Genomic DNA, 24,164 nt, shown 5'->3' with positions numbered 1-24,164 from the left:
CGCCTCCAAACCGGTGTTGCGACAGACCGCACCATCGTGTCAGCGAAACTAAGGCATGTTGACCGCCCGAGAGACATCTATGGCCGCAGGAAAATCCACACGCTCGCCCAAAAACAGCTCGGCGCCACTTAGCGTCGCCCAGGCAAAAAAAAACACACGACGCCGCCCAGGTGACGACGGCGCGTGGCACACCTTGGGCCTGGCTTTGCTACGACGACAACGTCTTGACGATGCTCGCGCAGCCTTTGAGCGCGCTCTGGAGCTAAGGCCACGATGCTCGGATCATCACGCACGGCTCGGGCACATTTTATATCTTAAGCAAGAGAACGATGCAGCCTTGACGCATCTCGACCTCGCCCAGCAACACGACCCGGATTGCGTGTTGGCGCTGACCATACGGACACGCATCCACCTGGATCGAAACCAAGCGCCACAAGCTCTGGAGTGCATTCAGTGCGCAACCGACTCCGCTTCGAACAATACGGAGGTACAAGCGCTACTGGCGCAAGCTTTACACCAAAATGACAAATATGGTGAGGCGATCGAAAACCTTAAACGTCTGATCGAGCGCGAGCCGAGTAATTATCACCACTGGAACAATATCGGCAACGCGTATCGCGACCTTGCGCTTATCGATGACGCAAACCGCTGCTATCAACAGGCGGCCGAACTCAATCCTGCGGACCCCGCGCCATTTTCCAACTGGATCACTGGCCTGCACTATGATCCTCGGGCTAATCGCGATGAAATCAGTCGGATTGCGCTGGATTGGCAACACCGCTTTGCGCCGGCCCACCCGCCAGCGCGCCCCACTCCCGCCGACCGAAGGCCCGACAGGCAACTTCGCATCGGCATGATCTCGGATGGCTTTCGACAACATCCCGTCGGCAAGATGATCATTCGGTGTCTGGAGCATCTGAAGGTCGTAGAATTCGAGTTTTTTGCATACACCTCGAACGACACGCGCGACCCACTGACGGCGCGGATCGAGGGCATGTCTGCTCAGTGGCTGCCGATACAACACCTGCCAGACGATGCTCTGGCGCAGCGCATCCGCGACGACAACATCGATATCCTTTTCGATCTATCCGGCCACAACAGCGGCTCGCGTATGCAAGCCATCGCTTTAGAGCCGGCGCCGTTGATCGTCAAGTGGGTCGGCGGCTTGATCAACACCACTGGCGTGACCGCGATCGATTATCTTCTCAGCGACACGATTCAGACGCCAGCTGGAGAGGATGCTTTCTATTCAGAAAAGCTCATCCGAATGCCAAATGACTATATTGTATTCGACCCCCCAGCTTACACCCCAAAAATCAGAGATTTGCCGGCCTCGGTCAACGGTTACGTCACCTTCGGCTGCTTCAACAACCCAACCAAGCTCAACGAAGTCACGCTTGGCGAATGGGCGAAAATACTGCAAGCGAAGTCCGACTCTAAACTCATGCTCAAGGGTCGAGCTTATGTCCATCCAGAATTCCGCGACCAAGTTTATGCCTCGTTCGAAGCAAACGGTATCGGACGCGAGCGACTCATACTCGAAGGGCCGGGTGACAACGGCGAGATGCTCGAAGCCTATAACCGCGTGGATATCGCACTCGACCCGTGGCCTTATTCCGGCGGCCTCACGACGTGCGAAAGCTTCCTGATGGGCGTGCCGGTCGTCACCCTCCCCGGGCCGACCTTCGCTGGCCGGCACAGCGCCACCCATTTGATCAACGCCGGCATGCCGGAACTGGTGGTAACCAGCTGGGACGACTACCGGGCACGCGTGATCGAACTCGCCGAAGATCTGGACAATCTCGCCACCATCCGGCGCCTGTTGCGCGATGTCCTGCTGCGATCGCCGGTCTGTGATGGCGAGCAGTTCGCACGGCATTTTACAACGGCGATGCGTGCGATCTGGCAGCGTTACTGTCGCGAGCAAGCTCCAGCGCCTCTGACGATCGATCTAGAGGGTAAGGCATGGTTTGCAGACCAAGCTGATGCCGAGATACTTCAGCACCCAACATCAGAAACAGACGACAGCTTCGAATGGCAATTCGACGGCAAGATAATTGCCGTCGACAGCGGCGCCCGAAGCATCAATGTACAAGCAACGCTCGACATGCTGGCCCAGGGGGCACTTGAGTTAGTCCTATTCGACCCTGCAAGCAAAGCTCGCAACAAACCCGCAATCCAGCGGGAGTCGGTTCACTATTATCCGAACATCGGGTTGGGCGATGGTCGCACCGGTAATCTCCATGCTTGTATTGACCCCGAGCTCACTTCGTCACTCCAGCCGCTGATCAGAGAAGATGCAAATGAAAACGACGCTCAGGTAATTGCCAAGCTACCACTGAATACGATCGCCCTCGACGATATCGACGGCCTTCCTCGCGTGGACTGGCTAACACTAGACGAACTCAACGACAGCAAGGCTATTCTAGATCACGGCAGACATGCTCTGGCGAGCACATTGATAATCCAAGTGCGTGTGACATTCCAACCAACCCACGCAAACCAGCCAAATTTTGGCGATCTACAGAGCTGGGCCACTCGAAACGGATTCCGCTTCTTTCGCTTCGTCGACCCGCTGCATCGCAGCTATCTCCCCGAGCCTTTCGCAGAAGCGAGGCAGCATCACACTTCGGAACTGGTATCAGCCAACGCCCTGCTGTTGCCGACACAACCGAGATTGAAAACGCTGAGCGACAACCAGCGCGTAAAGCTTGCTTTCCTCCTCCACCACGTCTACGAAATATATGACCTCGCGTACTGGCTGTTATCGGAAACTGGGGCCGCCTTGGCGGATCACTACTGGCAAGACCTGCACAAAAACGCTTCCGAAATTACCCGTTTTGAAGGACAGTCATGTCATTCCGCCCACTCCAACGGCATTGGCGATGAGTCTATATCCCGAGAAATTGACCAGCTATTGAACTAGAGGCTGTATACGATGCTTCCAATACAAAACATGAAGCCCATGGAGAAAGGCGACCGTCGTGTAGGACAGCGTGCCGGCGAAAGCGAGTTTCTCGCAATTCTTAGAACGGCCAAGAAAAAAGAATTGAACGCGTTGGCCAAGCTCTTGATGCCTATCATGGCGGACTTGGAACTCAGGCAACCACGAATATGGGGTGACCGCAGCCGCCTGCACATGGAGGCTGCTACGGTTCCAATTAACGATTTGCTCGTAAACACGCGGTCGGGACACGTCACGATCAAACAGGACTGCTTCTTCGGCCATCGCTGCATGCTCCTGACGGGTACTCATGATTATAAAAAGACGGGCATGAACCGGCTGAACGCAGTACCGGATAGCGGACGAGATATCGTCCTGGAACGAGGCGTTTGGCTCGGCTCAGGAGTCACGGTGCTCGGCCCGGCACACATTGGAGAAAACGCCGTCGTCGCAGCAGGCAGCCTAGTCACTAAAGATGTCGCGGCCAATACGATTGTTGCGGGACGCCCAGCCAAGCCTATTCAAAAAACTGACGGCACAAAACTGTGATCTCTACAAAAAAAAATCTGATATTTACAGTGACGCACGGCCGCACCGGTACGACAATGCTGGCCGAGGTATTAAAACTATTCGATCACATCCATAGTGAGCACGAACCAGAACCGAACTACGCCAGCATCTTTCCAGATATAAAACAGGACCCACGCTTTGCGATCGATTTTCTAAAAAAAAAGATTAAAAAAATAAACGAGAGCAAAGCAAAGCACTACGCTGAGACCAGCAACGTCTTCGGGAAAGGGTTCCTAATCCCGTTGGCTCGCATGGGAATCTGCCCGAATCTAATCTTCCTGAATAGGAATTTTAGAGACACGGCAAAAAGTCTTTATGTTCGGGGCAGTTATCCGGCACGAACGCCGATGGGACAGCATTATTCCTCGGACCCTTCTGCCCCGGGGTCGCTACCGATCTTTGACGTTGATAGCCTGACGAACTATCAGCTTTGCTACTGGGGCGTTCTAGATTCTTATCACCGGCAATTGTACGCGCAGAAAATATGCACGGATCTCGGCAAACAGTATGTCTGGACCTCACCTGGAGAGCTTCAGGATTTTGACACCACGATGGCCATAGGCAAGCATCTTGGGTTGACGATCTCGGAGCCTGAAAGAGCGAGAGAACAACACAAACGGGTTACAGCGCTTCACCATAATCCGAACAGAGGCGGAAATAACGAGGAACCCGAAATCGACTACGGCCTCGAAGAAACGGAAGTTATCGACCGCGTTGCTTTTTTCGACCCCTTGTTTATCGATATGGTTAGGGGGTGCGTATTTTTCGACAGCCGGCTATCGGGGAAGGTGAGCTAAACCCGGCGCCAAGCTAATAGACTACTCATGCATGGCAGAGGAAAAGGAGAGAGAGAGGGCAAGTCTACTCACGAGTTACGGAGGCGAGGAAGGGTGCGAAGCCGTCGGCTGCCAGGCGCGACAGCCTATACATCGTGTTTCTGCTTCACCCGCGCTGCCATGTCATTACGGGATTCAACGCTTTCACCACTGTGCGCGCTTGCGTCTATTGCCTCTCTCAGCGCCGACAACTGATTCTCTTGACGCTCGCGCAATCGAAGCGCTGACCGCATGACCTAGCTTTTCGAACGATAACAACCGACGCGATCAGGCGTCCGACGAATTCGTCCCACTGCGGACCATCGTCACGCGCGTTGTTCGGGCCATGAACCATCCCCAACTGCGTGATTGATTCACACAGAGCGGCGAATTTCAGGCACTGCGAAAAAGCTTACGAAGCCTGGGTCAAGCTGACGCGCACACTCTGCGCCGAACTGCGAGCGAGGCGGGTCGCATACAAATCGCGTCGTCCACGGCCGCGGCGGTCTAGTCACGCGGCATTACAAAAGACCCGGCGGCGAGCAGGTGGGCGCGCGGCGCACCCATTCGTGCCCGGGCACTGACGAATGGATATGCCCCTGTTTGCTACCGTCTGGGCGTCAGTTGCATCACACCTGCATATTCATGATGTCCTTGTAGGCGTTCACCACGCGATTACGCACCTGGATGCCCATATTGGTGGCCACGTCCGCCTTGGCCATGTCGACCATGACGTTGTTCAGGCCCACGCCGGGCGCGCCGCTTTCATAGGCCTTGCCGGCGTTCATGGCGTCGGTCTTGAGCGCATCGATCCGGTCGATCGAATGGGTCAGCGCCTCGGCGAAGCTCGGCGTCGGGGCCGCACTCGCCTTGTTGTCGGCGCCCGAGCCCGCCTGTTGGGCTGCCGCCTGCATTTGCTGTAACAGCGGCCCCATGCCGCCTGCGTTGATCGTCATACGTCCCCCTTGCATGCCATTTCGCGAGGCCGGACACATAGATCGCCAGCCTCTCAACGCGCGAGGCTAGCGCAGCACTGCCGTTCGCCATTGGATCAAATAGCGCACGAATCGCGGGCTATTCAACGCTTAGAAATCTGACGTCTGCGGAATAATCGGGCCCCGGCGCTGCTGCGACACCGTTCGCTTGCCGCCACTGCAATGTGGCACTACGGCGCCACGAGGGAATTCAAGCGGTCGCACCTGCCAGGCAGGTCCGCGCCACGGGGGGACATGGATGAGCAGCGCCGAAGCCCAAGCTTCGACGAACGGCGGTCTGGCCGATATTATGGCCCGTCTGCGCGCGTCACCGCGTCTTGCGCTGATCCTCGGCGTGGCGGCTGCGGTCGCGGTCCTCGTGGCGTTGCTGCTGTGGACGCGTTCGCCCGACTATGCCGTGCTGTATTCCGGCCTGGCCAACCGCGACGGCGGCCAGATCGTCGCGCGGCTCGATCAGATGCAGGTGCCCTACAAGCTCACCGGCGGCGGCAGCACGATCATGGTGCCGCGCTCGCAGGTTGACCGCATACGGCTGAAGATGGCCAGCGACGGGCTGCCCAAGGGCAGCGGCGCCGGCTTCGAGCTGATGGATAACGAGCCGTTCGGCATCAGCGAGTTCGCGGAAAAAGTGAACTACCAGCGCGCGCTGGCCGGCGAGCTGGAACGCTCGATCGAGACCATCAACGAAGTCTCGAGCGCCCGCGTCCAGCTGGCCATGCCCAAATCCAGCGTATTCGTGCGCGAGCAGAAAAAGCCGAAGGCCTCGGTGGTACTGGATCTGTATTCCGGGCGCGCGCTGGCCAAGGGCCAGGTTAATGCCATCCAGAATCTGGTGGCGAGTGCGGTCCCCGGCCTGCCGGTGGATGCGGTGACCGTCGTCGATGGTCGCGGCCACCTGTTATCGAAAAGCGATAACGCAGACGGCGTCGACGGCACCCGGCTGGCCTATACGTCACGGGTCGAAAAGACGTATCAGCAGCGCATCCAGAACCTGCTGGCGCCGATCGTCGGAGCCGACAACGTGCGCACTCAGGTGGTGGCCGATCTCGATTTCGCCAAGCGCGAGCACACCAGCGAGAACTACGGCCCCAACAACGGCAACAAGCCGGCCGCAATTCGCAGCCGCGAGACCAGCCAGAAGGTCGACAAGAACGCAAAGCAGGGCGGCGTGCCGGGCGCGCTGAGCAATCAGCCGACACCGAACCCGCCCTCGCCCATCAACAACCCGAAAAAGTCGGGCGGCAGGAAGGGCGCCGGCAATCGGACGAATGCGAACAGTGGCAACGGCAATAACAGTTCGTCGCTGCAGAGCAACGGTGCGCTGGGTCTCGACAACTCTGGGCGTATTTCGACCGCCAAGAGCGATACCACCAACTACGAGCTCAACCACACCATCGCCCATGTCACCGACCCGATTGGGCAGGTGCAGCGCGTGTCGGTGGCAGTCGTGATCAATCAGAACGCGGTGGGCAGCACCGCGGGCAGCGGCAAGAAGCCACCCAAGGGCCTGTCGAAGCAACAGATGGACCAGATTCGCAGCCTGGTCCGCGGCGCGGTCGGCTATTCGGCGAATCGCGGCGACTCGGTGGAAGTCCTGCAGATGCCGTTCTCGGCCGCGCCCGCCAAACCGGTCGCGACCGCGCCGGCATGGTGGCAAAACCCCACCCTGCAGGCCATGGCGATCAAGGCTCTGAAGTATCTGGTTCTGGCCATCGTCGCCTGGCTGCTGTGGCGCCGCCTGGTCCGCCCGCTGGCCGAGCGCAGCGGGTTGTTCGGCGAAGTCGCCGCGCCGCGCCGCGGTAATGCCGGCGCGCCGGCGGCCGCCACAGGTGAGTCCGAAGCGGATGACGACGGAGCCGAGCAGGCGCTGCGCACCCAGCGGCGCCGTCGTCACCACGACGCCATCCGCAATGCCCAGGAAGCCGCGCGCGAAGACCCACGCATGGTGGCCATGATCGTCAAGGACTGGATGAAAGAAGATGGCTAGCGCGAGTACCAGCAAAAGCGGACTCGACCGTAGCGCCATCCTGATGATGGCGCTGGACGACGATACCGCGGCCGAAGTCTTCAAGCACCTGTCCAGCCGCGACGCGCAACAGCTCGGCATGCGCATGGCCGCGCTGAGCAATGTCTCGTCGGAGAAGATCGAGGAGGTCCTGAGCGAGTTCAACGACGAGCTGGACCAGTACGGCGCCATCAACATCAACTCCAGCGACCACATCCGCTCGGTGCTGGTGAAGGCGATGGGCGAGGAGCGCGCGGCCAGCCTGCTCGAGGACATCTTCGAGAGCAACGAAGGCTCGGGGATCGATGCGCTCAACCTGATGGAGGCCAACGTGGTGGCCGAGATGATCCGCGACGAGCATCCGCAGATCATCGCGACCATCATCGTGCACCTGGAACGCAACCAGGCCGCCGACGTCCTGCTGTGCTTCGAGGACCGGCTGCGCAACGACGTCATCCTGCGCGTGGCGACATTCTCCGGCGTGCAGCCGGCCGCGCTGGCCGAGCTGACCGAGGTTCTCGGCAGTCTGCTGGACGGCCAGAACCTCAAACGCAGCAAGATGGGGGGCGTGTCCACCGCCGCCGAGATCCTCAACCTGCTCAACTCCGCACATGAGGAAGCGGCGCTGGCGAGTGTGCGCGAGCATGACGAGAATCTGGCCCAGCGCATCATCGACGAAATGTTCGTGTTCGAGGATCTGGTCAAGGCGGAAAACCGCACCATGCAGCGTATTCTCACCGAGGTCGACAACGACACCCTGGCGATTGCGCTCAAGGGCACCGACGAAGCCCTGTTCTCCCGCTTCACCTCCAACATGGCAACGCGGGCCGCGGATCTGCTGCGCGAGGATATGGAAATGCGCGGCCCCGTGCGGTTGTCGCAAGTGGAGGCCGAACGCAAGCGCATTCTGGATATCGTGCGCCGCCTGGCCGATTCCGGCGAAATCACCCTGACCGGCGACGACGATGAATATGTCTAGTGCCTCGCGCGGCCGCCATTGGCAGCCCTGGCGAATGACGCCGCTGGAGCGCCGCGTCGCGCCACGCGAGCACGACCGCACGCAGTCCGAGGCGACGCAGGGCGAGGGCTCGACGGAGACGCCGCCCCGGCGTCGCCGCGAAGATCAGATCAGCATGACGCTGTTCGAACTGGCCAAGGAAGAAGCCGAGAACAAGGGCTACGAGGCCGGGCACGCCAAGGGCTATGCCGCGGGCTATGCCGAGGGAGAAGCCAAGATTCGCGCCGAACTCCAGGCCCGGGTGGATGCCGAGATTGCCGAGCGTCTGGCGCCGATCGAACGACTGATCACGCAATTCGGCCAGGCCACGGCCGCACTCGACGAACGCATCGGCCACCAGCTCGTCGAGCTGGCGATCGAGACCGGGCGACAACTGGCCGGGCGCGCGCTCGAGATCCAGCCCGAGCACATTCTCGACGACATCCAGGAACTGCTGGAGAACCACCCCGGGCTGACCGGATCGCCGACGCTGTATGTGGCCGCCGACGATCTGGCCCGCATCGAACATCATCTGGGCCAGAGCCTGGCCGGCGCCGGCTGGCGGCTGCGCGCCGATGTGTCGCTGGCGCCCGGTGATTGCCGCATCGAGGACGACGAGCGCGAAATCGACAGTACACACGCCGACCGCTGGGCGCGCCTGCTCCAGGCGGTTGGCCACGAGCAGCACTGATGGACGTCTCGGCCGACGATCGGCTGGCCGGCTGGAATGAACGCCTGGCCACCATGCGCCAACGCGTGGCCGCCACCCCGCGGGTACGCGAACGCGGCAAGCTCGTGCGCGCCAGCGGACTGGTGCTGGAAGTTGTCGGACTGCGCCTGCCGCTGGGCGCGCACTGCTGGATCGAACAGATCAGCGGGCGCGAACACGCCGAGGCCGAGGTGGTGGGTTTCTCCGGCCGGTCCCTGCTGCTCATGCCGTTCGTGGAAACCACCGGACTGATTGCCGGCGCCCGCGTCTGGCCAGTGCTCGGCCCGCCCGGCGCGGCGCCGGGGGCGGCGAAATCCGTGCCAGTGGGCCCGGCCCTGCTCGGGCGGGTGCTCGACGCACGCGGCCGGCCGCTGGACGGCGCCCCGATCCCCGCAGAGGCCGACCATGCCGGCCTGATCGCGCCGTCCATCAACCCGCTCAAACGCGCCCCGATCAGCCAGGTACTGGATACCGGCATCCGGGCGATCAACGCCCTGCTCACGGTCGGTCGCGGCCAGCGTCTCGGCCTGTTTGCGGGCTCCGGCGTCGGCAAGAGCGTGCTGCTGGGCATGATGGCGCGCTTTACGGCGGCCGACGTGATCGTGGTGGGCCTGATCGGCGAACGAGGCCGCGAGGTCAAGGACTTCATCGACAATATCCTGGGCGATGCCGGACTGGCCCGCGCGGTGGTCGTCGCGGCCCCGGCCGATACCTCACCGCTATTGCGCCTGCAGGGCGCGGACTACGCCACCCGGATCGCCGAGGATTTCCGCGATCGCGGGTTCAACGTTCTGCTGATCATGGACTCGCTTACGCGCTACGCCATGGCCCAGCGCGAAATCGCACTGGCCATCGGCGAACCGCCGGCCACCAAGGGGTATCCGCCGTCGGTTTTCGCTCGCCTGCCGACGCTGGTCGAGCGCGCCGGTAACGCCGCGGCCGGCGGCGGCTCGATCACCGCCTTCTATACGGTACTGACCGAAGGCGACGACCAGCAGGACCCGATCGCCGACGCCGCACGCGCCATTCTGGACGGGCATTTCGTGCTCTCGCGTCACCTGGCCGAAGCCGGCCACTACCCGGCGATCGATATCGAAGCGTCAATAAGCCGCGCAATGACGGCGCTTATCGACGAAACGCAGCTTGCGCGCGTGCAGTATTTTAAACGCATGTTCTCGCGCTATGAGCGCAGCCGGGATCTGATCGCCGTGGGGGCCTACCAGGCCGGCAGCGATCCGACCCTGGATACGGCCATCGCGTTGCATCCGCGCATGGAAGAGTTTCTGCAGCAGGGCATGGGCGAACGCAGCAACCACGGCGACGCCACAGCCTGGCTGGCCGATCTCGTTACCGGCACCGACGCGTCGTCATGAATCAATCCTCGCTCAACGCTCTGATCGAACTGGCCACCGAAAAACGCGACGCTGCGGCGGCCGAACTGGGCGCGCTGCATGGCGAGCGGGCGCAGAGCCAGGCGCAGCTCGAAGCGCTGATCGCCTACCGTGCCGAATACGGCGAACGGCTGGCGCGCGCGATGGCCAACGGGCTGTCGATGCACCGCCTGGACAACGACCAGCGATTTCTGGCCGCGCTCGACGAGGCCATCGGGCAGCAGGAACGCATCGTGGCCCATAGCGAACATCGGCTCGCGGATGGCAAGAGCCAGTGGCAGGACCGCCAGCGTCGGTTGAAATCCTTCGACGCGCTGGAAGAACGCCGCCGTGCCGAAGCGGCACGGCGTGACGCGCGGCGCGAGCAACAAGACAATGACGAAGCCGCCGGGCGCGCAGCGCGCCGGGCGAACGGCTGATCGAATCCAGCGGGGGGAACCATGGCAATCGATCCGGGGACAGTGACTGCGGCCACGCATAGCGCCGCGCCGAAGGCCGCGACAACGGCCAAAGCATCCGGCGGTGGCGATAGCGATTTCTCGCGCACGCTGGCGACGTCGCGTGCGGCACGCGATCACAACCAACAGACACAACACAGCGGCCACGCCGCGCCGCATGACGATGCCGCGCACCCGAGCGACGCGCGCGCAAACGGGCCGCAGCACGATGCAAAGCAGGCTGCCGGCACGACGACCGCCGCCGGCGACAAGGCAAAAGGGCGCGACGCGGCAACACACGACACCGGACCGACCTCGGCCGACAAGCACGAACACATTACCCGCCAGCGCCTGAGCGCCAGCTCTTTGCTGGCAGCCCAAACAAGCGCTCCGAAAAAGGCGGCAGACAAGACACAGCCCCCGGTCGCTTCGGCGGGTGGCCGGCCGGCCAGCACTCGGCCGGAGACCACGGCGGCGCAGGCGCAGACCGCCGCCGCGACACGCGCTGAGACGAAAACCGCCGCGCTCGACAACCACAAGCGCCGGTCATCGGGCCCAGGGAATGCGGCGAGCGACCACAAAACCCATGGCAAAACCCATGACAAGGCCCATCATCAGTCGAAGAAAACCGACTCGCCCGGCCCGATCGCGGCCCTGATCCAGGCGCCATTGATCACCACACAGACGATCAAGCCCGGCCGGGCGGCCCAGGGATCGGTTGGCGATGCGGCGAGCGGCCGGCCCTCGGTCGCGGCTTCGTTGCACGCCTCCTGGCAGCAGCTGTACGCCCGTCTCGAGGGCCATGGCGCGTCGCACGGGCAATCGAACAATCCGTCCGGAAGCCAGGCCGGCGGCGACAGCCCGGCCCAGTTACTGGCCGCGCTGACCGCGAACGACCAGACCGGCGCCTCGGCGACCGGCAGTCCCGACGGCGGCCCGCGTCCGGGCCTTCTGCATGCCGCCGGCAGCAACGCAAGCCAGGGCGCGAACGGCATCGCGCTGGCGGGTGTCGCCGGGCAGGGTCTGCAGTCCGCGGCAGCCCCGCAGACGGCCGCCGCCCATACCGGCACCGCGGCCACCACGGCCAGCCTCAACGCGCCGATCGCCAGCGATGACTGGAACCAGGCCCTCGGCCAGCACACCCTGCGCCTGGCGGGCGCCGGTGGCCAGCAGCAGGCCCAGATCCAGCTGCACCCGCGCGAGTTGGGCCAGATCAATATCTCGGTCACGGTCAACAGCCATAATCAGGCGCAGTTGCATTTCGCGGCGGCGCACGCGCATGTCCGCGAAGCGGTCGAGGCCGCGCTCCCGCAGCTGCGCCAAGCGCTGACGGCCGGCGGCCTGTCGCTCGGTCAGGCCTCGGTCGGCGATCAGAACAGCCAGGCGGCATTCGCCGGCGGCGACGGCCGATCCGACTCGCGCGGCGGCAAGCCCGGCCAGCAGACCGCGGCCATCGGCGACATTTCCGCCGACACCGCGCTCGACGCCGGCGCACAGAGCATTCCGTTACGCGATTTGCACCGTCCCGGTGGCATCGACATCTTTGCTTGAGCGCCCATCGGCCGATATAGCGATATGGCCCTTAACGTTGCTTGATACATGACGCACATCCGTTCCTTTCCCTCTCCCCAACGCCAGCATGGCGCGGCCCGGAGCCTTTTGCTGGTGGGCATTGCGGTGCTGGTCGCCCTGCTTGCGGCCGGCGGCGGCGCCGCGTTCTATTTCATGCACGGTCACGCCGGCAGCGCCGAGGCCGCCGAGCCGGCGCCGCCGCCCAAGCCCACTTTCGTCAAGGTCGACCCGATGACGGTGAATCTGGCCGGCGACTCGCGCGTGCTCTATATCGGTTTGTCGCTCAACGTCGCCAGCCAGGACACGGCGGATACGCTGACCGCGCACATGCCCGAGGTGCGCAACCGCATGCTGATCACACTCAGCGATCAGTCGGCCGACAAGCTCACCACTGCCGAGGGCAAGCGCGCCATTGCCAAGACGCTGCGTGACACGCTGCGCAAGCCCTATACCAAGGGCGGCAAGCCGGTGGCCATCAATGACGTCCTGTTCACCGATTTCATCGTTCAGTAGCCATGGCCGACGACGACATGCTCTCGCAGGCCGAGATCGACTCGCTGCTCAAGGGAGTGAGCGGCGAGGACGAGTCGGCCGGCGACGAAAAAACCGCCACGGGCAAGCGTATTCGCGCGTTCGACCCGGCCACCCAGCAACGGGTGGTCCGCGGTCGTCTGCATACGCTCGATATCATCAACGAACGCTTCGCGCGCGATTTCCGCATGTCGCTGTTCAACCTGATCCGGCGCAGCGCCGACATCACGGTGGACTCGGTCAAGATCCAGGCCTACAGCGAATTCACCCGCAACCTGCCGGTGCCCGCCAACATCAATCTCTTCGCCATGAAGCCGTTGCGCGGCAACGCGCTGATGGTGTTCCCGCCGAACATGGTGTTTCTGGTCGTCGACAGTCTGTTCGGCGGCGACGGCCGGTTTCTCACCCGGTCCGAAGGGCGGGAATTCACCCATACCGAGCAACGCATCATCGGCCGTCTGCTCAAGCTCGCCATGGAGAGCTACGACCAGGGCTGGCGCAATGTCTATCCGCTGGACATGGAATTCCAGCGCGCGGAAATGCAGGTGCGTTTCGCCAACATCACGACCTCGCCGAACGAACTGGTGGTCAATACGACATTCCATCTTGAGGTCGGCGCCTTCGGGGCGGACTTCAACATCTGTATTCCCTACGCGATGATCGAACCGATCCGCGAGATCCTCACCAATGCGGCCATGCAGAAAGCCGATCCGGAGGAGCAGCGCGCCCGGGCCCAGCGCATGGCCGGTGAGATCAAGCACAGTCACGTGCCGCTGACCGCGGATTTCACCACGATCCAATCCACCATCGGCCGGTTGAGCCGGCTCGCTGTGGGTGACGTGTTGCCGATCGATCTGCCCGACGAAATCACCGCCCGCGTCGACGACGTGCCGGTATTCGCTGCTGCCTATGGCCGCCTCAACGACCGCAAGGCGCTGCGTGTGACGCGCATGATCGACCACGCTTCGACGGATACGTCCCAGGACATCTAGCCATGACCGACTCCCCCAAAGATCACGACACCGACGCGGACCAGACCGGGACCGACGACGCCTGGGCCGAGGCTCTCGCCGAGCAGGCCGCGGCCGAACAAGACGCCGGGACCGAACCCGCGCAATCGGCCGATGACAGCGCGAGCGCCGCCTGGGCTGAGGCGATGGCCGAACAGCAACAGGAGACGCAGGAAAAGGAGCAGCACGAACGGGCCGAGACGGAAAAATCCGCGTCCCGGGCGCAGGCCAGCCGTGCGAGCGATAGCGCGCGTAACGCCGATGAGGCCGTGTTCAAGCCGCTGGCCGACGAATCCAGCCCGGCCTCGCCGCGCGATCTCGATATGATCATGGAGATCCCGGTGACACTGTCGGTCGAGCTCGGCTCGACCCGGTTGTCGATCCGCGAGCTGCTGGATCTGGCCCAGGGTTCCATCGTCGAACTCGATGGCCTGGCCGGCGAGCCGATGGACATTCTCATCAACGGGTATCTGGTCGCCCAGGGTGAGGTGGTGGTGGTCGAGGACAAGTACGGCATCCGCATCACTGAGATCGTCGACCGCGCCGAGCGCATCGGCAAACTGAATCGATGAGCGATACGGGTCGCCATACCCAGCCGGGCGCGCATCCGGCGGGCGGCATCACGCCGTCATGGTTTGATCAGCCGGGGGCCGCCGGCAAGGCAAGCGGCCCGGCGACGACCCACACCACCACCGATGCGAGCGCAGCGCCCGCCGGCAGCGGCAACCTGCCGGCGAACCTGATCGGGCGAACCTCGATCGCCCTGATCGGCGTGATCGCTGTGATCCTGGTCTGCGCCTGGGTACTCAAGCGGCTCGGCTTCCAGCGCGACCGCGCCAGCCAGTCATTGCCGATCGTCGCCTCGCGCAGTCTCGGCCAGCGCGAGCGCGTTGTGGTGGTGGAAGTCGAGGGCGAGTGGCTCGTCCTGGGCGTGACTCCGCACCACATCACGGCGCTGCACCGCCGCCCGGCGCCAGCGGAACCGGCCACCGCGGCGACAGCCGATGAGCCGGGATCGCGCGCCCGCCCGACCTTCGGCCAGGCCCTGGCGGAAAACCTGGCCCGTGTCACCGGCCGGAGCCGCCGGTGAGGCGAAACCCGGCCCTGCGCCTGCTTGTTCTCGTCGCCGGCCTGTTGCTGACCGGGGTCGCGGCCGCCCAGACCGGCGGCGGTGCCGGCCTGCCCGGCGTAATCAGCCATCCCTTGAGCAGCGGCGGCACCGAATGGAACGTGTCGGTCCAGACGCTGGTGCTGTTCACCGCGCTGGCGTTCCTGCCGGCCGTGCTGCTGCTGATGACCGGCTTCACCCGGATCATCATTGTGCTCAGCCTGCTGCGCAGCGCGCTCGGCACGCCCACGGCGCCGCCCAATCAGGTGTTGCTCGGCCTGGCGCTGTTTCTGACCTTTTTCGTGATGTCGCCGGTCTTTCACCAAGTCTACAACGTGGCCTACCAGCCGTTGGCGAATAACAACATCACATTCCAACAGGCACTCAAACGCGGCGCCGGCCCCATGCGCGACTTCATGCTGCGCCAGACACGCGAGCCGGATATCGCCATGTTTGCCAAACTGGGCAAGGTCGGCCCGATTCAGACGCCCCAGGACACGCCCATGCGGGTGTTGTTGCCGGCCTTCGTGACCAGCGAACTCAAGACCGCCTTCCAGATCGGCTTCACTATATTCATTCCGTTTCTGGTGATTGATCTGGTGGTGGCCAGTGTGCTGATGTCGCTGGGCATGATGATGGTGCCGCCGGCAACGATCTCGCTGCCGTTCAAGCTGATGCTGTTCGTTCTGGTCGACGGCTGGACGCTGTTGATCGGCTCGCTGGCCCGAAGCTTCCATTGAGCGCGACCGGGAAGACGACATGACGCCGCAAACCGTAATGAATCTGGCCTACCACGGCATGAAGCTGACGCTGATGCTCGCCGCCCCGATGCTCGGCACCGCCCTGCTCGTCGGCCTGCTGATCAGCCTGTTTCAGGCCGCCACCCAGATCAACGAGATGACCCTGTCGTTCATCCCCAAGATCCTGGCGGTATTCGTGGTCGTGATCATCGCCGGGCCGTGGCTGATCGGCGAGATCACCGATTTCACCCGGCATCTGTTCCTCAACATCCCGAATCTGGTCCAGTAACCGGATCAGCCGGCGATGATCGATTTCACCAGCGGTCAGCTCACCGGTTGGGTCATGCTCGTGTTCTGGCCGTTCGTGCGTCTGCTCGCCTTCGTCGCCACAGCGCCGGTGTTCGGCGAGAACATGGTGCCGCGCCGGGTGAAAATCGCGCTGGCCGGCCTGCTCGCGTTCGTCATCGCGCCCACGCTCGGCCCGCCGCCGGACGTGCCGCCGGTGTCAGTCGCCGGCGCCTGGCTGATCATCGAGCAGGTGATGATCGGTGCCGCCCTGGGTCTGGTGATGCGGCTCGCCTTCGGCGTGGTCCAGTCCACGGGCGAATTCATCGGCATGCAGATGGGACTGGGCTTCGCCTCCTTCTACTCGGCCGCAATCGGCGCCAACACGATGGTGCTCGGCCAGCTCCTCAATACGTTTGCGATGCTGCTTTTCCTGGCCTTGAACGGCCATCTCGTACTGATCGACATTCTGACCCGCAGCTTCACCCTGCTGCCGATCGGCGCGGGCGAAATAGACGGCAACGGCTGGATGCTGGCGGCCCGCACCGGCGCGATCATATTCACCGCGGGCATCAGCCTCGCGCTGCCGCTGATCGCGACGCTGCTGACCATCAACATGGCCATGGGCATCCTCAATCGGGCGTCGCCGCAGCTGTCCATCTTCTCCATCGGCTTTCCGATGACGCTGATGACCGGGCTAATCGTGCTGACCTTCCTCATGCCCGACCTGGGCGGCTTGTTGCATCGCCTGTTCGATACGCTGTTCGAGCGCATGCTCGCCGTCACCGCCGCGCTGGCCGGCACACCGACCGGCTAGGGCCTCTTCGCACCGTGGCGGGATCCCATCAACGATGTCCGTGCCCGTGCCCGTGCGCGGCCAAGCGCGCCCGGGGCTGTCTATGGCAGGATCTTTGCCCGGACGGACCGGCGGCTATTCGCTCGTGAGCCGCGCCCCTTGTTGTCGGGGCTAAAGATCCACCCCTCAAACTACAAAAGGAGACTTCTATTATGTACAAAGTTCAGTCAAAGGCTTTGAACGACGCCATCGCTTGTGTAGCTGAAGCCGCACTGCCTTGATGGCACGCCTCATTTGCGCTCATTCGCGTGCATTGGCGGACAAAAATCCAGCTGCGTGTCGTACATAAATGTTGAAGTTGATGTAGCCCGGCTGCCATCGGGAGCGCAAGGAACCGCAGGTTCCGTCAAGCCGCTTTGAGCGGCTCACAAATCCAAAGCTCCCGGCTTTGCCGGGAGATGATTACTTGAACAAAGACATCTTCTGCACGCTGGAGAATGTCTGCTGGGCCGCCTGTAGCGCCACCTTGGCCAGCGAGAAATCGGAGATCGCGGACACCATATTCACATCCCTGAGCTTCGAGATGTCTTGCTTGTCGGTCACGCTCTGGGTATCGCCCATGTTGTCGAGATGATCGAGCGCATTGAGCTTCGTGCCCAGATTCGAACGCACGGACAATACGTTGTCGAGCGAATTGTCGACCTGCCGATTGGCCCGGTTGATGGTGTTGGTCAGCTTGGCCTGGGCCGACGCGCTGTCCACCGGCTGACGCAGGGTTGTGACCGTGTTGGCAAGCGCATTCAGAATGTTGTTGTCCAAGCTGGCGCCCTTGGCGAAGATGTAGCTGTCGCCGTTGGCGGGATCGCCCTTGATCTTGGTCTGCAGCGCGCTGCCCAGCGCGATCGTCTGGCCGGACGTGTAGGTCGCGTTCGATACCACGTTATTGCCCGTGGTCTGGTCGAAGACGCTGTAGGTCGCGCTGCTGCCGCTGCCGGAAAAACTCAGTTTAAACGTGTCGCCGTAGTCACCGGCATTGGGCGCGACCACGTCCAGCGACTGATAGGTCGTACTGCCGGCATTGTTGTTGCCGGCTGTCGCCACGTATTTCGCATTGGCCGTGGTGGCGTCAAAGACCGCCGAGCCCGGATCGTTGACCGTCATGCTGCGCGAACCATCAACCTGTAGTTTGCGTTGGCCGGCATCGCCGGTATAGGCCAGATTGCCGCTGCTCAGGGTAAAGGGCGTGGCGTTGGAACTGAAGCCCGCGAAGATGTAGTTGCCGTTGCCGTCCTTGCTATTGGCCGCAGACAGCATCTGCTGGTAGACACCGTCCAGCCGGTTGGCCAGGGAATCGCGGTCCGCATTGCTCAGGGTCCCGTTGGCCGCCTGCACCAGCGCCTGCTTGGCCGAATCCAGTGCATGGGTGACCTGGTTGAGCTGATTCTCCTCAGTGGAAAGCTGCGTCTCGGCCGTCGACCGGGTACTGGCGTACTGATCTTTGATCTGGCTGGCCTGCTGCATGTCAAGCAGCCGGGCGGCGCCCCGCGGGTCGTCCGACGGCTTGTTGATGCGCTTGCCCGTGGACAGCTGTTCGCCAATGTTCGACACACGCGTCTGTTGATCGAGGATCGACTGCGTGCCCTGGGCATAAATCGTGTTGGTACTCAAACGCATATCGATACTCCGGTGCTAGTTACCGAGCCCCAGCACCGTGTTGAACACGGTGGAGGCGGTCTTGATGACACGGGCGTTAGCCTGATACATCTGCTGGTAATACATGAGGTTGACGCTCTCTTCGTCGAGGTTCACGCCGGATACCGATTGCTGCGCCTGACTGAGTTCGTTAGTCAGCGCACTTTCGGAATCGGAATTGACCTGTAACGACTGCGCCTTGTTGCCGATATCGCCGACCAGCTGTGAGTAGTTGTCGGAAAAGCTGCGGTTGCCTTCAACCGTCTTGGCCTGTTGCAGCGCGGCCAGCGCGTTGGCGTTGGTGTTGTCACCCGGGCCACCGGCACCGGCACCGGAACCCGAGGCGCCGGCGGCGGCCAGCTTGGCCGGATCGGAGATCGCGACCGATAATGCCGAGGCCGCATTGTCGAGCGGGCGCACGGTGAACGCGTCGCCGTTGTTCGGCGTGCCCGACACCGCGACATCCAACCCGCCGAAGGACAGCGTATTCGAGCCGCTGTTGAAGCTGGCACTCAGCGCGGAACCGTCGCTGGCTCGGGTCACCTGGTAAGCCCCGCCCACATAGGCCACATGATAGTTGTCGGCGGTTACCGCGTCAGTCTGGTCTGCGGCGAAGGTCGCCGATGATACCGTGGCGTTGCCGGTGTTGTTCGCGTCCGCGTACACCTTCGGCTGGCTGGGGCTGGTGGTGAACAGCGCCTTGCCGGCGTTACCGTTGAGATCCGTACCCTTTTTGTGTTGCGCGTTGACGGCCGCGGCCAGATCGTGCGCGGTCTGATTGAGCTTGTCCTGGGCCGGCGCGAGCGAATCGGAGGCAAACGACAGTAAGCCGCCGATCTCGCCGCCGGGCACGCGCTGGTTCGGAATCTCCCGCGTGCTGCCATCGGCACTCACTGAGCCCAGGCGCTGCTGCGTCGGGTCGGCCGCCGAGGCGACCGTGGTCAGCTTGTGGCTGCCGGTGGCATCGACCAGCGACTGGCCGCCGACGGTCAGGTTATAGCTGCCGTTGTCGTTCTTGGTGACAGCGACGTTGATCAGCTTGGACGTCTTCGCCACCAACTCGTCGCGCTGGTCTAGCAGTTTGTTCGGCGGCTGGCCGGTGCGGGCCTGGGTGACCGTAATCTGTTTATTCAGTGCCGCGATCTGTGAGGCGTTGTTGTTCACCTCCTTGACCGCGCTCGAGACCTGCTTTTTAACCGCATCGCCCATATTCGACAACGTCGAGGCGAACGAACGAAACTGGCTCGCCATATCCTTGGCACTGCCGAGCACGGCATTGCGGGCCGACGAGTCCTGCGGCGAGCCGGCAAGCGTCGATAGGCTGTCAAAGAAACCCTGTATGCGCGGCGCCAGCCCCGCAGTGCTGTCCGACAAAAGATTGTCGATCTGCGAAATCTGGTCGAGATGACTGGACGTGGCCGATGCCGTCGACTGGGCCGAATTGAGCTGCGTGGTGAGGAACTGCGCGTATTGACGCTGCACCCCGGTGACGGTCACGCCGCCGCCGTGATTCGAGCCCGCCACCTCCGCCAGCTGGGTCTTGCGCCGGGTATAACCCGGCGTATTGACGTTGCTGATGTTGTTGCTGGTGGCGTTCAGGCCCGCCTGGGCCGCACCCAGGCCGGACAGGCCGATTCCGAACAGATTGGACATGACGGCGGTTTCCCCGTTGTCGGCTCGCGATCGATAACCGTTATATGACGTTCAACGGCCGGCGGCAGCGAAACTTGAGCCCTGCCAGCCCTATTTATGCGGCCCCGCGGGGCCGCCCTGCAGCTATACCAGCGGCCCGCGATCCGACGACATGTCAACCACGGCGCCGCCGTTACCGGCGAACAGCCCGCCGCGGGGACTTTCCGGAATCGACTTCATCACAGAGACCAGCTTGGCGGCATAATGCGGGTCGGTCGCATAGCCGCCATTCTGCAATGCCTGGGCTGCCGCCTCCGGCGTCGTGGCCTGGCGCGCGGCGGCGTAGCGTGGCGACGAATCGATCAGTCGCGCGTAGTCCGAGAACGCCTGGTGATACGAGTTGTAGACACGAAAGCCCGCTTGCGTCGCCTGACGGGTGCCACGGGCGTATTCATGGGTCGCCGCGTCCGTGGACGCCCCGTTCCAGCCCTCGGACTTGATATTGAAAACGTTGAAGCTCCGGGCGCCGCCGTCGGTCGTGATCTCGTGTCGCCCCCAACCGGTCTCGAGCGCCGCCTGGGCCAGAATCAATCGCGGCGGCAACCCGGTACGATGCGCGGCCATCGCGGCCGGCGCGGCAAACCGAGCGAGAAAATCGCGCACGTGGGCCGACGTGGCACCGTCGGTCGCCGCCGGCGCGTTGCCGAACGACAATAACGGCGCACCAGTCGCGGCGGCAGTGTCAGCCACCGGCCCGGTAGCATCGGGTGCCGACGGACCTGCCGCCTGGGCGCTGGCCTGGGTGCTGGCTTGGGCCGCGGCGCGGCGCTGGGCCTCGATCGAGGCCAACGACTCCGATGGCGCCAGCGCCCGGGGCGTGGCCTTGGTTATATGCGGCGCTGCGGCCGCCGCCTGGCTCGTGACCGTCGAATGCGCGCCGGCCGTGTGTCCGATGAGTTGCTTGTCCAGCATCTTGGCCAGGCCCATGCCGCGCTGCGCCAGGGTCTGCGACCACTGGGCGTCCATCATGTCCTGATACTGTTTGTCGGCGGGCGAATCACCCAACAGATGCGACTTCGGGATCGCCTTGCGCATACTCGAGAGCATCTGCTTGATGAACAGAGCCTCGAATTGCTTCGCCGCCGCGTGCACGCCGCCGTCCGACTTCTTCGAGGCGGTGTACTTGAGCTTGTTGATCGCGGAAACGTCGTAGGCGAACGCACCGCTGGTGGCATCGGCAGTCATCAGATGACCTCCAGGTCGGCGTTGAGCGCACCGGCCGCCTTCAGGGCTTCCAGAATGGCCATCAGATCGACCGGGGTGGCGCCGAGCCGGTTCAGAGCGTCGATGACCTGCTGCAGCGATGTGCTCCGCGGCACGTAGTTGAGCGACCCGTCGCCCTGCTGGATATTGATGTTTGCATTGGGCACCACCGCGGTCTTGCCTCCCGACAACGGGTTCGGCTGCGACACGATCGGCTTGGACTGGATAGTCACCGAAAGACTGCCATGGGCGACCGCCGCCGGGTCCAGTGTGACCTGCCCGTTCATCACCACCGAGCCGGTGCGGGAATTGATGATTACACGCGGCTCCGGCGTGCCGGGCTGAACCTGGATGTTCTGAATCGCCGCCATGAAGGCGACGGTCGAGCCAATGTTCGAGGGTACCGCGATCGATATCAGGCGCGGATTCTTGGCGGTGGCGATCGAGCGTCCGAAGCGGTTGTTGACGGCCTGCATCGCGCGGGTGGCGGTGGCGAAATCGGCGTGCTTCAACTCCAGGTCGATGGTGCCGTGCGTGGTCAGCTTGGAATCGACGGCACGCTCGACCACCGCGCCCTCGGGGATGCGGCCAGCCGCGGTCTGGTTGACCTGTACGCTGGAACCGGCCGCCTTGACGCTCAAGCCCGGAGCCAGCACGCTGCCCTGAGCCAGCGCATAGATCTTGCCATTGGCGCCCTTGAGCGGCGTCATCAACAGGGTGCCGCCGGTCAGTGAATTCGCGTTACCCAACGAGGACACGGTCACATCGATATTCTGCCCGGTGGCGGCAAATGCCGGCAGATCCGCGGTGACCATGACGGCAGCCACGTTCTTCAATTGCATGTTGGTACCACTGGCCACGGTGACGCCGAGCTGGGTGAGCATGTTGCGTACGGCCTGGCCGGTGAACGGCGTCTGCGTGGTCTGGTCGCCCGTGTTGTTCAAGCCGACGACCAGCCCATAGCCCACCAGCGGATTCGAGCGAACGCCGTCGAAGGTGGCGATGTCGCCCAGGCGCTGTGCGCTCGCCGGAAGACTGGCACCGAGCACCGTCAGTATCGTGGCCAGCGCAAACAGGCCGCCACGGATGAAGCCCCCTTTCATCACAATCCCCACGCCTAAAGTGGCGAAATATTGAGCAAAACGCGCTGCAGCCAGCCCATATGCTCGGCCTCGTTGATGTAACCATCGCCGTAGTATTCCAGGCGCGCATCGGCGACCTGGGTCGAGGTGATCGTGCTGTTGGCATCGAGCATGCGCGGGTTGACTACGCCCGAGAACAGGACGTACTCCGTGCCCTGGTTGATCCCGATACGCTTCTCGCCAGCCACCTTGAGATTGCCGTTGGGCAACACCTTCATCACGGTCACCGTGATCTTGCCGGTGAACGTGTTCGATGCATTGGCGTTCCCCGACCCCTGGAAATCATTGGAGCCCGACAGCTTGGTTTTCTGCTTGGTCAGCCAAGCCCCCAGGGCTGCGGGAACCGACGTCGGGTCGAACCCGATCGACCCCTTGCGACTGGCCTTGGCGGCCGAGGATTTCGTGGCCGACAGATTCTCGTTGAGCACAACGGTGAGAATGTCGCCGACCTGGCGCGGACGTCGATCCTCGAACAATGGCTTGTTGTAGGACGATTCAAAGATCGAGCCGTTGCTCGCCTGTTCTGGCGGCGGCTGCGGCTGGGCCGTGGTCGGCCCGGTGACGATGTTGTGCCGCGGCAGCTGCGCGCACCCGCCCAGCACCACGATCAGCAAAGCCCCCAGAGCCGCGCGACCCATGACCGCGCGACCCGGACTCCATTTTTGCAGCCGGCTGCCCACGCTGGATCAGAGCTGCGACAGACGCTGCAGCATCTGGTCCGAGGTCTGGACGGCCTTGGAATTGATCTCGTAGGCCCGCTGCGTGGCGATCATATTCACCATTTCCTCGACCACGTTGACGTTCGAGTTTTCGACGTATTTCTGGCGCAACAGGCCGGCGCCGTTCACGCCCGGCGGATTATCGTTGCGCGGACCGGAGGACGTGGTTTCCTTGTAGAGGTTGTTGCCAATGCTCTGCAGGCCGGCCGGGTTGATGAAAGTCGACAACTGCATCTGACCGATCTGGTTGGATCCCGTGCCGCCCGGCTGTGTCACCGATACGGTGCCGTCCTGGGCGATCGTGATCGACAGCGCATTTTGCGGGATGGTGATCCCCGGCTGCACCGTAAAGCCGGAAGCCGTCACCAGCTGGCCGTTCTGATCGAGCTGAAAACTGCCGTCTCGCGTGTATGCAGTGCTGCCATCGGGCATCTGTACGGCGAAAAAGCCCTTGCCCTCAATCGCCACATCCTTCGAGTTACCGGTTTGTTCCAGGCTGCCCTGGGTATGCAGGCGTTCGTTGGCAACGGCCTGTACACCGGAGCCGATCTGTAGCCCGGAGGGCAGATTGGTCTGTACCGAGGACGACGCGCCGGGCTGACGCACATCCTGATAAAGCAGATCCTGGAACACCGGCCGCGACCGCTTGAAGCCGTTCGTCGACACGTTGGCCAGATTATTGGAGATCGTGTCGAGCTTGGTCTGCTGACTTTCCAGACCGGTCTTCGCGATCCAGAGTGATCGGATCATGAGTTTTCCCCTCGTTGACGGTCGCCGCTCATGCGGCGCGACCGCGATTCGTTGCCTGGTA

The 24,164-nt window shown here is 63.0% G+C and carries 24 protein-coding genes; 16 read left to right on the top strand and 8 right to left on the bottom strand.

Annotation, left to right across the window (positions count from 1 at the left end; all coding sequences use genetic code 11):
* The first annotated feature begins 79 nt into the window (after nucleotides 1-79).
* Genes SALB1_RS09000 through SALB1_RS08990 form a run of 3 tightly spaced genes read left to right on the top strand, consistent with a single transcriptional unit; the run spans nucleotide 80 to nucleotide 4,311 of the window.
* A complete protein-coding gene (locus tag SALB1_RS09000; protein ID WP_158590691.1) occupies nucleotides 80-2,926 on the top strand; it encodes a tetratricopeptide repeat protein in 2,847 nt (948 codons plus the stop codon).
* A gap of 39 nt (nucleotides 2,927-2,965) precedes the next feature.
* A complete protein-coding gene (locus tag SALB1_RS08995) occupies nucleotides 2,966-3,493 on the top strand; it encodes an acyltransferase (protein WP_199678743.1) in 528 nt (175 codons plus the stop codon).
* Entirely contained in the window at nucleotides 3,490-4,311 is an 822-nt protein-coding gene (locus SALB1_RS08990) for a hypothetical protein (protein ID WP_145961287.1), read from the top strand. The genes SALB1_RS08995 and SALB1_RS08990 overlap by 4 nt, the downstream gene beginning before the upstream one ends.
* Nucleotides 4,312-4,436: 125 nt before the next feature.
* Here the strand turns inward: SALB1_RS08990 and SALB1_RS19490 are convergent, their stop codons facing one another.
* Together SALB1_RS19490 and fliE are read right to left on the bottom strand one after the other, a co-directional pair.
* The gene (locus SALB1_RS19490) at nucleotides 4,437-4,583 is read right to left on the bottom strand and encodes a type II toxin-antitoxin system ParD family antitoxin (protein ID WP_255414540.1); all 147 of its coding nucleotides are present in this window, start codon (nucleotides 4,581-4,583) and stop codon (nucleotides 4,437-4,439) included.
* A 375-nt stretch (nucleotides 4,584-4,958) separates the two neighbouring features.
* Nucleotides 4,959-5,285 (bottom strand): flagellar hook-basal body complex protein FliE, encoded by a 327-nt coding sequence (gene fliE, locus SALB1_RS08980; RefSeq protein ID WP_109993553.1) that lies wholly within the window; start codon nucleotides 5,283-5,285, stop codon nucleotides 4,959-4,961.
* 277 nt (nucleotides 5,286-5,562) lie between these two features.
* Between fliE and fliF the strand changes: the two genes are divergently transcribed.
* From fliF to fliR, 13 genes are read left to right on the top strand one after another with little or no spacing between them, the layout of a single operon-like run.
* Nucleotides 5,563-7,311, top strand: coding sequence for a flagellar basal-body MS-ring/collar protein FliF (gene fliF, locus SALB1_RS08975; protein ID WP_109993552.1), 1,749 nt, complete (start codon nucleotides 5,563-5,565; stop codon nucleotides 7,309-7,311).
* On the top strand, nucleotides 7,304-8,308 hold the full coding sequence (fliG, locus tag SALB1_RS08970) for a flagellar motor switch protein FliG (RefSeq protein ID WP_109993551.1): 1,005 nt from the start codon (nucleotides 7,304-7,306) through the stop codon (nucleotides 8,306-8,308). Before fliF ends, fliG begins: the two co-directional genes overlap by 8 nt.
* Nucleotides 8,301-9,017, top strand: a complete 717-nt coding sequence (locus tag SALB1_RS08965) for a flagellar assembly protein FliH (RefSeq protein ID WP_179950720.1) — start codon at nucleotides 8,301-8,303, stop codon at nucleotides 9,015-9,017. The genes fliG and SALB1_RS08965 overlap by 8 nt, the downstream gene beginning before the upstream one ends.
* Nucleotides 9,017-10,408 carry a flagellar protein export ATPase FliI gene (fliI, locus tag SALB1_RS08960; protein ID WP_109993549.1) on the top strand — a complete coding sequence of 464 codons (1,392 nt, stop codon included), beginning with the start codon at nucleotides 9,017-9,019 and terminating at the stop codon, nucleotides 10,406-10,408. Before SALB1_RS08965 ends, fliI begins: the two co-directional genes overlap by 1 nt.
* Nucleotides 10,405-10,845, top strand: coding sequence for a flagellar export protein FliJ (gene fliJ, locus SALB1_RS08955; protein ID WP_109993548.1), 441 nt, complete (start codon nucleotides 10,405-10,407; stop codon nucleotides 10,843-10,845). Before fliI ends, fliJ begins: the two co-directional genes overlap by 4 nt.
* 21 nt (nucleotides 10,846-10,866) lie before the next feature.
* Entirely contained in the window at nucleotides 10,867-12,414 is a 1,548-nt protein-coding gene (locus SALB1_RS08950; protein WP_109993547.1) for a flagellar hook-length control protein FliK, read from the top strand.
* 48 nt (nucleotides 12,415-12,462) lie between these two features.
* Nucleotides 12,463-12,948 carry a flagellar basal body-associated protein FliL gene (gene fliL, locus SALB1_RS08945; RefSeq protein WP_109993546.1) on the top strand — a complete coding sequence of 162 codons (486 nt, stop codon included), beginning with the start codon at nucleotides 12,463-12,465 and terminating at the stop codon, nucleotides 12,946-12,948.
* A gap of 2 nt (nucleotides 12,949-12,950) precedes the next feature.
* On the top strand, nucleotides 12,951-13,958 hold the full coding sequence (gene fliM, locus SALB1_RS08940; RefSeq protein WP_109993545.1) for a flagellar motor switch protein FliM: 1,008 nt from the start codon (nucleotides 12,951-12,953) through the stop codon (nucleotides 13,956-13,958).
* Nucleotides 13,959-13,960: 2 nt separating this feature from the next.
* Nucleotides 13,961-14,548, top strand: a complete 588-nt coding sequence (gene fliN, locus SALB1_RS19890; protein ID WP_109993544.1) for a flagellar motor switch protein FliN — start codon at nucleotides 13,961-13,963, stop codon at nucleotides 14,546-14,548.
* Entirely contained in the window at nucleotides 14,545-15,066 is a 522-nt protein-coding gene (gene fliO, locus SALB1_RS08930; protein WP_109993543.1) for a flagellar biosynthetic protein FliO, read from the top strand. The genes fliN and fliO overlap by 4 nt, the downstream gene beginning before the upstream one ends.
* A 41-nt stretch (nucleotides 15,067-15,107) precedes the next feature.
* Complete coding sequence (fliP, locus tag SALB1_RS08925) at nucleotides 15,108-15,824, top strand: flagellar type III secretion system pore protein FliP (protein WP_370453253.1); 717 nt, start codon at nucleotides 15,108-15,110, stop codon at nucleotides 15,822-15,824.
* Nucleotides 15,825-15,843: 19 nt separating this feature from the next.
* A complete protein-coding gene (gene fliQ, locus SALB1_RS08920; RefSeq protein ID WP_109993541.1) occupies nucleotides 15,844-16,113 on the top strand; it encodes a flagellar biosynthesis protein FliQ in 270 nt (89 codons plus the stop codon).
* Nucleotides 16,114-16,128: 15 nt separating this feature from the next.
* Nucleotides 16,129-16,926: a flagellar biosynthetic protein FliR gene (gene fliR / locus SALB1_RS08915; protein ID WP_109993540.1), complete on the top strand. Its 798-nt coding sequence runs from the start codon at nucleotides 16,129-16,131 to the stop codon at nucleotides 16,924-16,926.
* Nucleotides 16,927-17,367: 441 nt separating this feature from the next.
* Here the strand turns inward: fliR and flgL are convergent, their stop codons facing one another.
* The 6 genes from flgL to flgG form a co-directional block, all read right to left on the bottom strand.
* Nucleotides 17,368-18,579, bottom strand: a complete 1,212-nt coding sequence (flgL, locus tag SALB1_RS08910; protein WP_109993539.1) for a flagellar hook-associated protein FlgL — start codon at nucleotides 18,577-18,579, stop codon at nucleotides 17,368-17,370.
* 15 nt (nucleotides 18,580-18,594) lie between these two features.
* Nucleotides 18,595-20,250, bottom strand: coding sequence for a flagellar hook-associated protein FlgK (gene flgK / locus SALB1_RS08905; protein ID WP_109993538.1), 1,656 nt, complete (start codon nucleotides 20,248-20,250; stop codon nucleotides 18,595-18,597).
* Between the two features lie 123 nt (nucleotides 20,251-20,373).
* Nucleotides 20,374-21,474, bottom strand: a complete 1,101-nt coding sequence (gene flgJ, locus SALB1_RS08900; protein WP_109993537.1) for a flagellar assembly peptidoglycan hydrolase FlgJ — start codon at nucleotides 21,472-21,474, stop codon at nucleotides 20,374-20,376.
* Nucleotides 21,474-22,595, bottom strand: coding sequence for a flagellar basal body P-ring protein FlgI (locus SALB1_RS08895; protein WP_109993536.1), 1,122 nt, complete (start codon nucleotides 22,593-22,595; stop codon nucleotides 21,474-21,476). The genes flgJ and SALB1_RS08895 overlap by 1 nt, the downstream gene beginning before the upstream one ends.
* 14 nt (nucleotides 22,596-22,609) lie before the next feature.
* On the bottom strand, nucleotides 22,610-23,272 hold the full coding sequence (locus tag SALB1_RS08890; protein WP_109993535.1) for a flagellar basal body L-ring protein FlgH: 663 nt from the start codon (nucleotides 23,270-23,272) through the stop codon (nucleotides 22,610-22,612).
* 48 nt (nucleotides 23,273-23,320) lie between these two features.
* Nucleotides 23,321-24,103, bottom strand: coding sequence for a flagellar basal-body rod protein FlgG (gene flgG / locus SALB1_RS08885; RefSeq protein WP_109993534.1), 783 nt, complete (start codon nucleotides 24,101-24,103; stop codon nucleotides 23,321-23,323).
* Between the last annotated feature and the right edge of the window lie 61 nt (nucleotides 24,104-24,164).

The organism is Salinisphaera sp. LB1 (assembly GCF_003177035.1).
In the GTDB taxonomy this organism is placed as follows: domain Bacteria; phylum Pseudomonadota; class Gammaproteobacteria; order Nevskiales; family Salinisphaeraceae; genus Salinisphaera.
Note: the sequence above shows the minus strand (reverse complement) of the source record. Positions and strands in the feature narration are given on the sequence as shown.

Excerpts from the sequence above, each read along its gene's own strand:
- fliJ (WP_109993548.1), top strand. The coding sequence starts at position 10,405 with ATGAATCAATCCTCGCTCAACGCTCTGATCGAACTGGCCACCGAAAAA.
- SALB1_RS08995 (WP_199678743.1), top strand. The coding sequence starts at position 2,966 with ATGGAGAAAGGCGACCGTCGTGTAGGACAGCGTGCCGGCGAAAGCGAG.
- SALB1_RS19490 (WP_255414540.1), bottom strand. The coding sequence starts at position 4,583 with ATGCGGTCAGCGCTTCGATTGCGCGAGCGTCAAGAGAATCAGTTGTCG.
- SALB1_RS09000 (WP_158590691.1), top strand. The coding sequence starts at position 80 with ATGGCCGCAGGAAAATCCACACGCTCGCCCAAAAACAGCTCGGCGCCA.
- SALB1_RS08965 (WP_179950720.1), top strand. The coding sequence starts at position 8,301 with ATGTCTAGTGCCTCGCGCGGCCGCCATTGGCAGCCCTGGCGAATGACG.
- fliL (WP_109993546.1), top strand. The coding sequence starts at position 12,463 with ATGACGCACATCCGTTCCTTTCCCTCTCCCCAACGCCAGCATGGCGCG.
- flgL (WP_109993539.1), bottom strand. The coding sequence starts at position 18,579 with ATGCGTTTGAGTACCAACACGATTTATGCCCAGGGCACGCAGTCGATC.
- fliO (WP_109993543.1), top strand. The coding sequence starts at position 14,545 with ATGAGCGATACGGGTCGCCATACCCAGCCGGGCGCGCATCCGGCGGGC.
- fliG (WP_109993551.1), top strand. The coding sequence starts at position 7,304 with ATGGCTAGCGCGAGTACCAGCAAAAGCGGACTCGACCGTAGCGCCATC.
- SALB1_RS08950 (WP_109993547.1), top strand. The coding sequence starts at position 10,867 with ATGGCAATCGATCCGGGGACAGTGACTGCGGCCACGCATAGCGCCGCG.
- flgJ (WP_109993537.1), bottom strand. The coding sequence starts at position 21,474 with ATGACTGCCGATGCCACCAGCGGTGCGTTCGCCTACGACGTTTCCGCG.
- fliQ (WP_109993541.1), top strand. The coding sequence starts at position 15,844 with ATGACGCCGCAAACCGTAATGAATCTGGCCTACCACGGCATGAAGCTG.
- fliE (WP_109993553.1), bottom strand. The coding sequence starts at position 5,285 with ATGACGATCAACGCAGGCGGCATGGGGCCGCTGTTACAGCAAATGCAG.
- flgG (WP_109993534.1), bottom strand. The coding sequence starts at position 24,103 with ATGATCCGATCACTCTGGATCGCGAAGACCGGTCTGGAAAGTCAGCAG.
- flgK (WP_109993538.1), bottom strand. The coding sequence starts at position 20,250 with ATGTCCAATCTGTTCGGAATCGGCCTGTCCGGCCTGGGTGCGGCCCAG.
- fliN (WP_109993544.1), top strand. The coding sequence starts at position 13,961 with ATGACCGACTCCCCCAAAGATCACGACACCGACGCGGACCAGACCGGG.
- fliI (WP_109993549.1), top strand. The coding sequence starts at position 9,017 with ATGGACGTCTCGGCCGACGATCGGCTGGCCGGCTGGAATGAACGCCTG.
- fliR (WP_109993540.1), top strand. The coding sequence starts at position 16,129 with ATGATCGATTTCACCAGCGGTCAGCTCACCGGTTGGGTCATGCTCGTG.
- SALB1_RS08895 (WP_109993536.1), bottom strand. The coding sequence starts at position 22,595 with ATGAAAGGGGGCTTCATCCGTGGCGGCCTGTTTGCGCTGGCCACGATA.
- SALB1_RS08890 (WP_109993535.1), bottom strand. The coding sequence starts at position 23,272 with ATGGGTCGCGCGGCTCTGGGGGCTTTGCTGATCGTGGTGCTGGGCGGG.
- fliM (WP_109993545.1), top strand. The coding sequence starts at position 12,951 with ATGGCCGACGACGACATGCTCTCGCAGGCCGAGATCGACTCGCTGCTC.
- fliF (WP_109993552.1), top strand. The coding sequence starts at position 5,563 with ATGAGCAGCGCCGAAGCCCAAGCTTCGACGAACGGCGGTCTGGCCGAT.